General features: G+C 70.8%; 7 protein-coding genes. 4 read left to right on the forward strand and 3 right to left on the reverse strand.

Going from position 1 to position 13407, the window contains the following annotated elements:
• The first annotated feature begins 14 nt into the window (after positions 1 to 14).
• Together KY661_RS29115 and KY661_RS29120 are read left to right on the forward strand one after the other, a co-directional pair.
• Positions 15 to 6584, forward strand: a complete 6570-nt coding sequence (locus tag KY661_RS29115; protein WP_263437458.1) for a type I polyketide synthase — start codon at positions 15 to 17, stop codon at positions 6582 to 6584.
• Between the two features lie 20 nt (positions 6585 to 6604).
• A complete protein-coding gene (locus tag KY661_RS29120; protein ID WP_225413329.1) occupies positions 6605 to 8182 on the forward strand; it encodes a long-chain-fatty-acid--CoA ligase in 1578 nt (525 codons plus the stop codon).
• 6 nt (positions 8183 to 8188) lie between these two features.
• Here KY661_RS29120 and KY661_RS29125 read toward each other — a convergent pair whose 3' ends face one another.
• The 3 genes from KY661_RS29125 to KY661_RS29135 all read right to left on the reverse strand — a co-directional run bounded on the left by KY661_RS29125 (position 8189) and on the right by KY661_RS29135 (position 11221).
• Positions 8189 to 8614, reverse strand: coding sequence for a thiol-disulfide oxidoreductase DCC family protein (locus KY661_RS29125; protein ID WP_075007768.1), 426 nt, complete (start codon positions 8612 to 8614; stop codon positions 8189 to 8191).
• A gap of 137 nt (positions 8615 to 8751) precedes the next feature.
• Complete coding sequence (locus tag KY661_RS29130; RefSeq protein ID WP_225413330.1) at positions 8752 to 10068, reverse strand: dicarboxylate/amino acid:cation symporter; 1317 nt, start codon at positions 10066 to 10068, stop codon at positions 8752 to 8754.
• Position 10069: 1 nt separating this feature from the next.
• Entirely contained in the window at positions 10070 to 11221 is a 1152-nt protein-coding gene (locus KY661_RS29135; RefSeq protein WP_225413331.1) for a hypothetical protein, read from the reverse strand.
• Between the two features lie 125 nt (positions 11222 to 11346).
• Between KY661_RS29135 and accC the strand changes: the two genes are divergently transcribed.
• Together accC and KY661_RS29145 are read left to right on the forward strand one after the other, a co-directional pair.
• Positions 11347 to 12852 carry an acetyl-CoA carboxylase biotin carboxylase subunit gene (gene accC, locus KY661_RS29140; RefSeq protein ID WP_075007765.1) on the forward strand — a complete coding sequence of 502 codons (1506 nt, stop codon included), beginning with the start codon at positions 11347 to 11349 and terminating at the stop codon, positions 12850 to 12852.
• Between the two features lie 40 nt (positions 12853 to 12892).
• Positions 12893 to 13402 (forward strand): biotin/lipoyl-containing protein, encoded by a 510-nt coding sequence (locus KY661_RS29145; protein WP_075007764.1) that lies wholly within the window; start codon positions 12893 to 12895, stop codon positions 13400 to 13402.
• Positions 13403 to 13407 lie beyond the last annotated feature (5 nt).

The raw sequence follows: 13407 nt of genomic DNA on the forward strand, positions 1-13407 counted from the left end.
CCCGAGAACCGGCCATGCCCCCCCCCTCCCCGCCCAACTATCCCAAGCTGCTCAACGAGGCGCTCCTCGCCCTCAAGGCCATGCGCCTCAAACTGGAGGCGGCGGAGGCCGCGAAGACGGCGAACGGCGAGCCCATCGCCGTGGTGGGCATGGCGTGCCGCTTGCCCGGAGGCATCCAGACGCCGGAGGAGTTCTGGGCGCTGCTGGAGTCCGGCCGCGACGCCATCTCCCCCATCCCCGGGGACCGCTGGGATTCGGACAAGTACTATGATCCGGATCCCGACGCGCCCGGGAAGATCTGCACCCGCGAGGGCGGCTTCATGAGCGGGCACACGGTCTTCGACGCGCAGTTCTTCCGCATCTCGCCGCGCGAGGCCATGTACATGGACCCGCAGCAGCGGCTGATTCTGGAAGTGGCGTGGGAGGCGCTGGAGCGGGCCTGCATTCCGCCCAGCTCGCTGTACGGCAGCGAGACGGGCGTCTACGTGGGGCTCACCTGCACGGACTACGCGGCGCTCATGGCCCAGTGCGTGCCGGAAGAGGAGGCCGACCCCACCGCCAGCACGGGCAGCGCCCACAGCCCCGCCTCGGGGCGGCTGTCCTATGTGCTGGGCCTGCATGGCCCCAGCATGACGCTCGACACGGCGTGCTCGTCCGCGCTCGTCGCCGTGCACCTGGCCTGCGAGAGCCTGCGGCGGCGGGAGACGGACGCGGCGCTGGCCGGCGGCGTCAACCTCATGCTCGCGCCGCTGGGCCACGTGCTGCTGTCGCGTGCGCACATGCTCTCGCCCGAGGGCCGCTGCAAGACCTTCGATGATTCCGCCAATGGGTACGTGCGCAGCGAGGGCGTGGGCATGGTCGTCCTCAAGCGCCTGGCCGACGCGAAGCGGGACAAGGACCCCATCCTCGCGGTCATCCGCGGCAGCGCCGTCAACCAGGACGGGCCGAGCGGCGGGCTGACCGCGCCCAGCGGGCCCGCCCAGCGCCAGGTCATCCGCAAGGCCCTGGAGAACGCCGGCCTGGAGCCCTCCGCCGTGGACTACATCGAGGCGCACGGCACCGGGACCGCCCTGGGAGACCCCATCGAGATGAACGCCCTGGGCGAAGTCTTCGCCGGCAACCACGGCGCGGACCGGCCGCTGTGGGTGGGCTCGGCCAAGACGAACATCGGGCACATGGAGTCCGCGGCCGGCATCGGCGGGCTCATCAAGGTCATCCTGCAGCTCACCCACGGCGCCATCGCGCCAAACCTGCACCTGCAGAAGCCCAGCTCCCGCATCCCCTGGAACAAGCTGCCCTTCCGGGTGCCCACAAGCCTCACGCCGTGGCCGGCGTCCGAGCGCAAGCGCGTGGCCGGCGTCAGCTCCTTCGGCTTCAGCGGGACCAACTCGCACCTGGTGGTGGAAGAGCCGCCCCGGCAGGAGCCGGCTTCCCAGCCGGTGGAGCGGCCCCGGCACCTGCTCGCGCTCTCGGCGAAGACCGAAGGCGCGCTGGAGGCGCTGGTGGAGGCCTATGTGGCGCTGCTGGAGAAGCACCCGGAACTGCCGCTGGCGGACGTGTGCCACTCGGCGAACGCGGGGCGCTCGCACTTCTCGCACCGGTTGGCCCTTCAGGCGGGCTCACAGCAGGAGCTGCTCGCGCGGCTGAAGGCCGCACGCCAGGGCCAGACGCCGCCTGGAAGCTCGCGGGGGCTGGTGCGCAACCGTCCCCCCAGCGTGGGCTTCCTCTTCACCGGCCAGGGCTCCCAGCTCCTGGGCATGGGGCGAGAGCTGTACGCCACCCAACCCACTTTCCAGAAGACCCTGGACGCGTGCGACGCCCTCCTCGCCGCCGAGGTGGGCTGGTCTTTGAAGGAGGTGCTGTATGGCCCGGAGGCCGAGGCCGCGCGGATCCACCGGACGGAGTACGCGCAGCCCTTGCTCTTCGCGCTCGAGTACGCGCTGGCCATGCTCTGGCAGTCCTGGGGCGTGCAGCCCGCGGCCGTGATGGGCCACAGCCTGGGCGAGTATGTCGCGGCGTGTATCGCCGGTGTCTTCAGCCTGGAGGATGGGCTGAAGCTCGTCGCGGCGCGGGGCCGGTTGATGGGCGTCCTCCCGGAGGGCGGGGCCATGATGGCCTTCGCGGCCGATGAGGAGATCGTCCGGCAGCTCATCGCCCCCTTCCCGGACGAGGTCTCCCTGGCCGCCGTCAACGGTCCCCGGCAGGTGATCCTCTCGGGCTCCCGGCAGCGGCTGCAGGCGCTGGCCGCGGCGTTCGCCCAGAACAGCCCCGCCCCGAAGGCGCTGGAAGTCTCCCACGCCTTCCACTCGCCCCTGATGCGGCCGATGCTGGAGGCCTTTGCCCAGGTGGCCCAGCGGGTGCACTACGCCCCGCCGAAGCTGGAGTTCATCTCCAACCTCACCGGCACCTCGCTCTCGGAGGAGGTGGCCCAGGCGGACTATTGGGTCCGCCACGTGAGCGAGCCGGTGCGCTTCCACGCCGGCCTCGAGGCGATGCACCGCCTGGGTTGCCGCCACTTCCTGGAGATCGGCCCCCGGCCTACGCTGGTGGCCCTGGGCCGCCACGGCCTTTCGGATCCCGAGCTGAAGTGGTTGCCCAGCCTCACCGCGGTGCCGCGCGACTGGGAGCAGATGCTGGCCAGCCTGGCCGAGCTGTACACTGCGGGAGCCCCCGTGGACTGGGTGGCGGTGGACCGGGATTACCCCGGGCGCAAGCTGGACGTGCTGCCCACCTATCCCTTCCAGCGGGAGCACTACTGGTTCCCGGCCTACGCCGTCGCGCAGCCGGGCGCGCAGCCCTCGGCGGCCCCCGTTCACCCGCTGCTCGGGCGCCGCGTGGCGGCCCGAAGCTCCCGGGATGAGGCCTATGTCTTCGAGGCCGAGCTGGATGAGGCCCACCCCGGCTACCTCACGGATCACCGGGTGTTTGGCCACGCGCTCGTCCCGGCCGCGGGCTTCCTGGAACTGGCTCTCGCCGCGGGGACGATTGCCCTGCCGAACGCCCGGCCCACCGTGAAGAACGTGGCCATCCGCGCCGCCCTGGCCTTGTCCGCGGACACGAAGACGCGCGTCCGCACCACCCTCAAACCGCACACCTCCGGCGGGTTCGCGTTTCAGATCACCAGTCAGAGCGCCGCGAGCGAAGGCGACTCGGTTCCCTGGAAGCTCCACGTGCAGGGACTGATCGCCGGGGAGCCACTGGACGCCCCGGTGCCGCCGCTCCCCGAGTCCTTCTCGCAGGAGCTGCCCCTGGGTCTGGAGCCCCAGGCGTTCTACGAGCGCATGCGCCAGCGCGGGCTGGCCTATGGGCCCACCTTCCAGGGGCTGAAGGAACTCCGGGCCCGTGACGGGCAGGTGCTCGGCCGCGTGGAGCTGACCGAGGCCCTCCGCGACGCGAGCGCCCCGTATTGCCTGCACCCCGCGCTCCTGGACTCGGCCTTCCAGGCGATGGCGCTCGCGTTCCTCGACGGCAACACCACCTACCTGCCCACGGGCATCGAGGCACTGCACTGGTGGAAGAAGCCCGAGGGCCGGTGCCAGGCCTATATCGTCCGGCGTCCCTCCGAGGGCGAGGACTCCCGGGTCGCCCGGGCCGATGTCCACCTGCTGGACGGCACCGGCCAGCGCATCGCGCTCGTCCTGGGCTTGCAGGTGCTGCAAACCCATGAAGCCTCCCTGCGGCGCATCCTCGAAGGCGACCCGGCGGAGTTCCTCTATTCCTTCCTGTGGCCCCAGCGAGCCCTCGGGACGGGAGGCGCCGCCGTCTCCAACGCCTCCACCGCCCCGAACCGGTGGCTGATCTTCGCGGACCAGGCGGGCGTGGGGCTCGCGGTGGCGCGCGCCCTGGAAGAGGCCCAGGCCGGGTGCATCCTCGTGCATCCCGCCCCGGGCAGCCAGGCGCTGCGCCAGGACAGCGGGCACTACCATCTGGACCCCGCCCACCCCGAGCACTTCACCGCCTTGATGGAAGCGGTGTGTGCCCCGGCCGCCCCCGGCGCGGCACGCCGCGACCCGCCCGGGGTGCTCTACTTCTGGGGGTTGGATCTCGTGGGGGACACCCCCGAGCCCGCCCAGGCGTTGGAGTCCGCGCAAGCGCTCGGCTGCGGCCCGCTGCTGCGCCTCATCCAGGCCCTGGGCCCGTTCCGGGAGCTGACGGTGCACCTCGTCACCCGGGGCGCCTTCTCGCCCGGTGAGCGCCCCGCCCCCGTCCACGTCGAGCAGTCCGCCCTGCTGGGCCTGTTCAACACGTTCCGGATGGAGCGCCCCGCCTTCCGCTGCCTCCACATGGACCTGGAGCCCGGCGTCCGGCGCGCTCCGCTGGAGCTGGAGGTGCGGCAGCTCGCGCAAGAGGTGCTCGCCCACGAGGCCGAGGAGCAGGTCGCCTTCCGGCGGGGCCTGCGGTTCATCGCCCGCTGGGAGCGGATGAAGGACGCGCTGCCTTCCGGCGAGCCCTCCCAGGCCCCGTCCTTCCAGTTGACCTTGGATCCCTCCGGGGCCCTGGAGCGCCTGAGCCAAGCCCCGGTGGAGCGCCGCCCGCCCGGACCCGGAGAGGCCGAGGTGGAGGTGCGAGCCTCCGCCCTCAACTTCAAGGACGTGCTCTTCGCCCTGGCCATGCTGAAGAAACCCGACGGCTCGCGGACGCTGGGCCTGGAGTGCGCGGGCACCATCACCCGCGTGGGCCCGGGCGTCCCGGCGTCGCGGATCGGCGAGCGCGTGGTGGCCATCGGCGACGCGTGTCTGGCCAGCCACGTCACGCTTCCCATCGAGGATCTCATTCCGATGCCGGAAGGGCTGAGCTTCCTGGATGCCTCGGCGGCACCCTCGGTGTTCATGACCGCGTGGCACTCGCTCGTCTCGCTGGCGCGAATCCGCCCGGGAGACCGGGTGCTGATCCACGCGGCGGCGGGGGGCGTGGGCCAGGCGGCGCTGCGGCTCTGCCAGCGCCTGGGCGCCGAGGTGCTGGCCACCGCCAGTCCTCCCAAGTGGTCCTTCCTCCAGGCCCAGGGCGTGCGCCACGTCATGAACTCGCGCTCGCTGCACTTCCAGGAGCAGGTGCTGGAAGCCACCGGAGGGCGCGGCGTCGACGTGGTGCTCAACTCGCTCAACGGTGACTTCATCCCCGCGAACCTGAAGGTCCTCGCCCAGGGGGGGCGCTTCATCGAGATTGGCAAGCTGGGCATCTGGACGCCCGAGCAGGTCGCCGCCGTGCGGCCGGACATCACCTACCACGCGTTCGACCTGAGCGAGGCCTCCGCCGAGGTCCGCAGTGGGCTGAGGAAGTCGCTGGCCGAGGTGCTCGGGTGGATGGCCCTGGGAAGCGTGGAGCCCCTGCCCGTCGAGCGCTACCCGCTGAGCAATGTGCAGACGGCGTTCCGGCACCTTTCGCAGGCGAAGAACATCGGAAAGGTCGTCATCGAGCTGCCGCGCCGGGAGGCGGCGGACGAGCGGCCGGTGATTCGCCCCGAGGGCACCTACCTGCTCACGGGCGGACTGGGCGCGCTTGGCCTGGAAGTCACACAGTGGCTCGTGAGGCAGGGCGCGCGCTCGCTGATCCTGCTGGGCCGCCGGGGCCCAGGCGCCGAGGCCCAGGCCCTCTTGGAGCGCCTGCGCGCCACGGGGGTGCGCGTGGAGGTGCTCCAGGCGGATGTCACCGAGCTGGCGCAGCTCACCCAGGTGATGGAGCACCTCCGCACCGCGGGCTTCGCCCCACTCGCGGGCGTCATCCACGCCGCGGGACTGCTGGATGACGGAACCCTGCAGGAGCTGACCGAAGAGCGCTTCCGGAAGGTGATGAAGCCCAAGGTGCAGGGGACGTGGAACCTGCACCTCGTGACGAAGGACCTGCCCCTGGACTTCTTCGTCTGCTTCTCCTCCATGTCCTCCGCGCTGGGCTCGCTGGGCCAGGCCAACTACGCGGCGGCCAACGCCTTCATGGATGCGCTCATGCACCAGCGCAGGGCCCAGGGCCTGCCGGGCCTGAGCATCAACTGGGGCTCCTGGGCCTCGGTGGGCATGGCGGCCACCTTGGATCCGCAGCAGCGCAAGCAGGCCGCGGCGCGTGGCATCCACACGCTGCCCACCCCGCTGGCGCTGGCGGCCCTGGGCCTCCTGCTGCGCGGGGACCTGCCCCAGGCGGGCGTGGCGGCCATCGACTGGGAGCGGTTCATCCGCCAGGTGCGCCTGGGCACGCCCCTGAAGCTCGTCGAGTCCCTGATGACCGGCGCCGCACGCGGGAAGAGCACCACCCCCGCCGAGCCCCCCGAGCTCTTCCGGGCCCGGCTGCGCGAGGCCTCGCCCCTCCAGCGCCGGGAGCTGCTGCTGGGCTTCTCGCGTGGCCTGCTGGCACGCATGCTGGGCTTCTCCTCACCCGAGAAGATCGATCCCCACCACCGGCTGGTGGAGCTGGGCATCGACTCGCTCTCGTCCGTCGAGCTGAAGAACCACCTGGAAATCACCCTCGGCTGCTCCCTGCCCGCGGCGCTGCTGTTCGACTTCCCCACCCTGGACGCCCTCACCCAGCACCTGCACGACGAGGTGCTGGGCTACGGGCGGGCGGACGTGGGGCCCACGAAGGCCACGGGATGAGCGGCCAGGAGATGAACGCCATGAGCGGGATTCGCGAAGTCACCACGCTCGCCACGCTGCCGGCCCTCCGCAGCCAGCGCCTGGGGCCGAAGGCCGCCCTCATCGTGAGGAACGAGCCCTTGAGCTACGACGCGCTGGAGCGCCGCTCCAACCAGGCGGCGCATGCCCTGCGCCGGGAGGGCATCCACCCGGGAGCACGGGTGGCGGTGCTTGGCCGGGAGTCGCTCGACTCGCTCGTGCTGCTGTTCGGGGTGGCCAAGGCCCGCGCCGTCTACGTGGGCCTGAACTGGCGGCTCGCCCCGGAGGAGCTGGCCTACATCCTCGAGGATTCGGGGGCCCAGCTGCTCTTCGTGGACGAGGAGTCTGCGGCCCTGGTGCCGCGGGTGTTCGAGAAGATGCGAGGCCCGCTGCCCGTGGTCCGGGTGGGCGCGCCCCTGAGCGCCCCGGGAGCGTTCGCCCGCTGGTGCGAAGGGGCGGCCCCCACGCCCCTGGACATGGCCTATGACCCGGAGGAGGTCGTGGTGCAGCTCTACACCAGCGGCACCACGGGCAGGCCCAAGGGGGTGCTGCTGCCCCACCGCAGCTTCCTGGCCATCTCCCACGCGCTGGAGGCCCACGGCGAGTGCTGGATTGGCTGGACGGAGGCCAGCGTCAGCATGCTCTTCGTGCCCACCTTCCACATCGGAGGCCTGTGGTGGCTGGTGCGGGGGCTGGCCCTGGGCAGCACGCAAGTCGTCCTCCGGGGCTTCGAGCCCGCCACGATTCTCTCCAGCCTTGCCCGCTACCGCGTTACCCACACGTGCATGGTGCCCGCGATGATGCAGATCCTCCTGGGCGAGCCGGGCATCCACCAGGCGGACCTGTCGTCCCTGAAGGCCGTCGTGTACGGGGGCGCGCCCATCTCCACGGCGCTGCTGGAGAAGGGGCGGCGCCTGCTGGGCTGCGACTTCGCGCAGATCTACGGCATGACCGAGACGGGCAACTGCGCCGTCTGTCTGCGGCCCGAGGACCACCAGAACGCCCCAGCCTCCCGGCTGCGCGCCGCGGGCCGCCCCTTTCCCGGGGTGCAGGTGCGCGTCCTGAACGAGCAGGGGCACGAGGTGCCCCCGGGAACCATCGGGCAGATCTGCCTGAACTCCCCTGCCCGGATGGCCGGCTACTGGCACCAGCCGGAGGAGACCCAGAAGACGCTCGTGGGCGAGTGGGTGATGACGGGAGACGCCGGGTACGTGGATGCGGAGGGCTTCGTCTACATCTGCGACCGGGTGAAGGACATGATCATCTCCGCGGGGGAGAACATCTACCCGGCGGAGATCGAAAACGTCATCCGCAGCCACCCCGAGGTGGCGGACGTGGCCGTCATCGGGGTGCCGGACGAGCTGTGGGGCGAGGCCGTCAAGGCGCTGGTGGTGAAGCAGCCCGGCTCCACGCTGCGGGCCGGGGACATCCTGCGCCACACACGCGGGGCGCTCGCGGAGTTCAAGGTCCCCAAGTCCGTGGAGTTCACCGAGGGGCTCCCGCGCAACGCCGCCGGCAAGTTGCTCAAGGGCGTGCTGCGCGAGCCGTACTGGAAGGGGCGTGAGCGCCGCGTGAACTGATGGGGGCTAGAGAAACCGCTCCCGCAGCTCCGGGGTGGGCATGCGGCAGGCGTCCGACTTGCCGAACCAGCGGTACCGGTGGCTCGCGATGAAGCGGTAGACGGCATCGCGCACCGGCGCCGGCACCACGATGAAGGCATAGAGCCCCTTCCAGGCCCCGCCCATGCGCCGGGCAATCTTCAGCGCCGCCGTGGACCGCTCGTAGAGCTTCCCGTCCTCGAGCAGGAAGATGCTCTGGGGCTCCCCCTGGGGCACGCGCCCCAGCGGGGCCAGCAGCTCCGCAGCCTGGGGGGACTGCAGGGCGGCAAAGCGGAAGTGGGCGCTGGGGTCCCGGTCGATGATGAAATTGACGGTGCTGTTGCAGAGGTTGCAGACCCCGTCGAAGAGCACCACGGCACGGCCCTCTCCGGCGGCCTTCGTCTTCGTGTCCATCGCGAACCTCCCTCCTAAAGATACTTGCCTCCTGCCCAAGCGCTTTCCAGTGGCGCGGGGGGGGGGCCCGCCCGGAGGGCGGTGGATGTGTCCACCCGTGTACCCCTCCCGGGCCGGCCCGGCGACACCGGCCCGGCTCAGGACTTCTCGGTGGAGAGCGGCGCCGGGGACGGGCTCTGCAGGGCCTCGGCGAACCGCACACGGTCGATGCCCCCCTCCCAGTTGGCGACGACGATGGTCGCCACGGCGTTGCCGATGACGTTGGTGAGGGCGCGGCACTCCGACATGAAGCGGTCCACGCCGAGAATCAACGCGATGCCAGCCACGGGCACGGTGGGAACGACGGACAGCGTGGCCGCCAGGGTGATGAACCCGGCCCCCGTCACCCCCGCCGCCCCCTTGGAGCTGAGCATGGCCACGAGCAACAGGAGGATCTGGTTGCCCACGGACACGTGCGTGTCGGTGGCCTGGGCGATGAACAGCGCCGCCAGCGTCATATAGATGTTGGTGCCATCCAGGTTGAAGGAGTAGCCGGTGGGCACTACCAGGCCGACGATCTGCTTCGCGCAGCCTGCGCGCTCCAGCTTCTCCATGAGGCTGGGCAGCGCAGCCTCGGACGAGCTGGTGCCCAGCACGAGGAACAGCTCCGCCTTCAGGTAGCGCAGCAGGCGCAGGATGGAGAAGCCGTTCAAGCGGGCCACCGCCCCCAGCACCACGAGCACGAAGAGCAACGATGTCACATAGAAGGTCGCGACGAGCTCCGCCAGGTTGATGATGGAGCCCACGCCGTACCGGCCGATGGTGAAGGCGAACGCCCCGAAGGCGCCGATGGGGGCGGCCTTCATCAGGATGCCCACCAGGCGGAAGAAGGCGGCGCTGAGCGACTGGAGCAGCTCCAGCACCGGCCGGCCCCGCTCGCCCACGAGCGCCAGGGCGATGCCGAACAGGATGGAGACGAACAGCACCTGCAGAATCTCGCCGTCGGCGAAGGCGCTCACCACCGTCATGGGGATGATGCCCAGCAGGAAGCCCACGAGGCTCTGGTCGTGCGCCTTGGAGGCGTAGATGGAGACGGTGCCCGCATCGAGCGTCTTCGGATCGATGTGCATGCCGTCACCCGGCCGCACCACGTTGGCGACGATGAGCCCGATGATGAGCGCGGCCGTCGAGAACGTGAGGAAGTAGGCGAACGCCTTGAGGGCGATGCGGCCCACCTTGTCGAGATCCTTCGAGCCCGCGAGGCCCGTCACCACGGTGAGGAAGATGACCGGCGCGATGATCATCTTGACGAGCTTGATGAAGGCATCGCCCAGGGGCTTCATGGACTCGCCCAGGCTGGGAAAGAAGTGGCCGAGCAGGGCCCCGGCGGCAATGGCCACCAGCACCTGCACATAGAGCAGGCGGTGCAGGCCGGGCTTGGCCGGGGGAGCGCCCGTGTCGATGGGGGCGGCCATGTCAGGGCGTACGGGCCTGGGGCCAGAAGGCGGCGGCCACGGCGTCCTCGAGGGTCAACAGGCGCTCCTTCGTCCGCGTGTCCCAGATCTGGGCCGCGCGGGCGTTCGCGTGGATGCCCACCAGCAGGAAGCCGTCCTGGAGCCGCAGGTCCAGGAAGTCCCCGTTCTTGGCCAGCAGCCCCTCCAGGTCCACCAGCTTCCCGTCCTGCTCGAAGCCCACCGGCGGCGAGGGATAGAGGAACTCCCCCCCCTGCTCCCCCCGGTAGTAGAACGGGCCCCCCGGCGTGGGCATCGCCCGCCACTCGCCCGAGTCGTCCAGGCCCGGGAAGGCGGCGTTCAGCTTCGCCACTTCGCCCTCTGGGGCGCTGTCTCCGGGCATCTCGTGCGACGGAGAGGCCTTGACGAGGGACGACAGCGTCCGCACGGCGTCCAGGGCATCCGTGCCCTGGGAGATGTCCGTGTCGAAGGTGCTGGCCTTCGTCTCGATGCGCTTCCAGCCCCCGTCCTCCAGCCGGTAGGCCAGGGCGAGCCCGGGCACCCCTTCCCCTTCCGCCACGGGGTACCGGTCCTTCTCGAAGAGGAGGAACGCCTTGCCGTCCGCCCCCTTCTTCGGCGTCCGCGAGACATAGACATCGGAGATGATCGCCACCGGGCGGCCCTGCGCATCGAAGCCAATCGCCTCGATGGAGGGCTTGTCCGGAGCGCCCGCGCCCGTGCCCCCCGGCAGCCCCTTCAAGTCCAACGGCTTGCCGCTGTGCGCCACGAAGTCCACCCGCCACGCCCGGGGCACCTCTCCCTCGCCCGAGGGCCAGGTGAAGACGAGCCCCTCCTTCGCCCCGGGGCCCCAGGACACCATGGACCGGTCACACGGGGCGTTGAAGGTGAAGAGCGCGGTGGGCTCGCCCTCGGGCAGCGTACGACGCACCCAGTCACAGCGCTCGGGGTCCTGCGGCAGGAGGTACGCCACCATCGTCCCGGGCGCCGCGGCCGCGGGGGCCTCCGGGGGCGCCGGGGCCGGGGTGGGCGGCGCGGGGCGGGCCTGGCCGGCGGGGGGCGCCGCGGGGATGGGGGGCGCCGCGGCGGGTTCTTCCTTCTTGCAGGCGGTCAGGGCCAGGAGGGCAAGCAACGCACGGTTCCAGCGACGCAAGGGCATGGGGGAGCGCTCGGGTGTCCAGGTGAGAACAGGTGCGGACTATCCTCTCATGAGCGGGGAAGAGTCACTCTCCTCGTAGAAAGGGCCTTCACCGGAGCACCGCCTGCCTGTGCTAAAGGGCGCCCATGCCCAAGATCCGCAAGATCCTTATTGCCAACCGGGGAGAGATCGCCATCCGGGTGATGCGTACCTGCAAGGAGCTCGGCATCGCCACCGTGGCGGTCTACTCGGAGGCGGACCGCTCCGCGCTGCACGTGCGCATGGCGGACCAGGCCTACTTCGTGGGCCCGCCCCCCTCGCGTGAGAGCTACCTCGTCCAGGAGCGCATCCTGGAGGCCGCCAAGCAGTCGGGCGCGGACGCCATCCACCCGGGCTATGGCTTCCTGTCGGAGAACGCCTCCTTCGTGCGCGCGTGCGAGAAGGCGGGCATCACCTTCATCGGCCCGCCCGCCTCGGCCATGGACGCCATGGGCGAGAAGACGCGGGCCCGTCAGAACATGATCAAGGCCGGGGTGCCCGTGGTGCCCGGCTCCACCGAGCCCATCGCCACCCAGGAGGAGGCCCGGGCGTACGCGGAGAAGATCGGCTTCCCCGTCATGCTCAAGGCGGCCGGCGGCGGCGGTGGCAAGGGCATGCGCAAGGTGGAGCAGGGCGCCGAGTTCGACTCCGCGTGGCGCTCGGCCAAGAGCGAGGCGCTCAACGCCTTCGGCAATGACGCCGTCTACATCGAGAAGTACCTGGAGAAGCCCCACCACGTGGAGATCCAGGTGTTCGCCGACCAGCACGGCACGACGGTGCACCTGGGCGAGCGCGAGTGCTCGGCGCAGCGGCGGCACCAGAAGGTGGTGGAGGAGACGCCCAGCCCCATCCTCACCCCGGAGCTGCGCGCGCAGATGGGCGAGGTGGCGGTGAAGGCGGCCAAGGCGGTGAACTACGTGGGCGCCGGGACGGTGGAGTTCCTGGTGGACGCGCACCGCAACTTCTACTTCCTGGAGATGAACACGCGCCTGCAGGTGGAGCACCCGGTGACCGAGTGGGTGACGGGGCTGGACCTGGTGGCGCTGCAAATCAAGGTCGCCGAGGGCGAGAAGCTGCCCTTCACGGACACGGTGCCCCCGCGGGGCCACGCCATCGAGGTGCGCATCTACGCGGAGGACCCGGCGCGCAACTTCATGCCCAGCCCCGGCAAGATTCAGTACCTGCGCGTGCCGGGCGGCCCCAGCGTCCGGGACGACTCGGGCGTGTTCGCGGGCTACACGGTGCCCAACTTCTACGACCCCATGATTTCCAAGCTGTCGGTGTGGGCCCCCACGCGGGCGGAGGCCATCGCGCGGGCGCAGCGGGCGCTGAGCGAGTACGTGGTGAAGGGCATCACGACGAACACGCGCTACCTGAAGGCCATCCTGGCGCACCCGGAGTTCACCGGCGGCGACTACGACACGAGCTTCCTCACCCGCGAGCACACGGCGCTGCTGGGCGGGGAGGACCCGAAGCTGCAGGAGGTGGCGCTGCTGGCGAGCGCGGTGTTCGCGCACCAGCGGGACCAGAAGCGGGCCAAGGCGCTGCCGCAGCAGGCGGGCCCGGGCACGGGGGGCGTGTCGGCCTGGCGGTTGGGCCTGCGCACCCGGTAAGCGCCGGCCACGGCTCCTCTCACGAGTTCAAAAGGGACCCATGCGTTACTTCGCGAAGCTGCAAGGGCAGAAGGAAGCAGTGCCGGTGGACATCGAGCCGCTGGAGGGCTCGCGCTACCGGCTGACGCTCAACGGGCAGACGCACACGGTGGACGCGCTGACGCTGGACCACGGGGCGGTGTCCCTGCTGGTGGACGGCGACTCGTACCACGTCGAGTTCGAGGAGAACGGCGACGAGGTAGGCGTGATGGTGCGCGGCCAGGTGAGCCGGGTGGACGTGGCGGACGAGCGGCGGCTGCGCCTGCGGGTGGGCACGGCGGGCTTCTCGGTGGAGGGCAAGCAGGTCATCACCGCCCCCATGCCCGGCAAGGTGGTGAAGGTGCTGGTGAAGGTGGGCGAGGAGGTGAAGGAGGGCCAGGGCCTCGTGGTGGTGGAGGCGATGAAGATGGAGAACGAGCTGAAGAGCCCCAAGGCCGGCAAGGTGACAGAGCTGCTCGCCAAGGAGGGCACGGCCGTGGAGAACAACGCCAAGCTGGTGGTGGTGGAATAGGGAGG

Origin of the sequence: Allostigmatella hybrida (assembly GCF_020103775.1) — a bacterium.
Lineage (GTDB): Bacteria > Myxococcota > Myxococcia > Myxococcales > Myxococcaceae > Hyalangium > Hyalangium aurantiaca.

What these genes read in the sequence shown, in the direction of transcription:
- KY661_RS29135 (WP_225413331.1), bottom strand. Translation starts at nt 11,221, where the DNA reads ATGCCCTTGCGTCGCTGGAACCGTGCGTTGCTTGCCCTCCTGGCCCTG.
- accC (WP_075007765.1), top strand. Translation starts at nt 11,347, where the DNA reads ATGCCCAAGATCCGCAAGATCCTTATTGCCAACCGGGGAGAGATCGCC.
- KY661_RS29145 (WP_075007764.1), top strand. Translation starts at nt 12,893, where the DNA reads ATGCGTTACTTCGCGAAGCTGCAAGGGCAGAAGGAAGCAGTGCCGGTG.
- KY661_RS29115 (WP_263437458.1), top strand. Translation starts at nt 15, where the DNA reads ATGCCCCCCCCCTCCCCGCCCAACTATCCCAAGCTGCTCAACGAGGCG.
- KY661_RS29130 (WP_225413330.1), bottom strand. Translation starts at nt 10,068, where the DNA reads ATGGCCGCCCCCATCGACACGGGCGCTCCCCCGGCCAAGCCCGGCCTG.
- KY661_RS29120 (WP_225413329.1), top strand. Translation starts at nt 6,605, where the DNA reads ATGAGCGGGATTCGCGAAGTCACCACGCTCGCCACGCTGCCGGCCCTC.
- KY661_RS29125 (WP_075007768.1), bottom strand. Translation starts at nt 8,614, where the DNA reads ATGGACACGAAGACGAAGGCCGCCGGAGAGGGCCGTGCCGTGGTGCTC.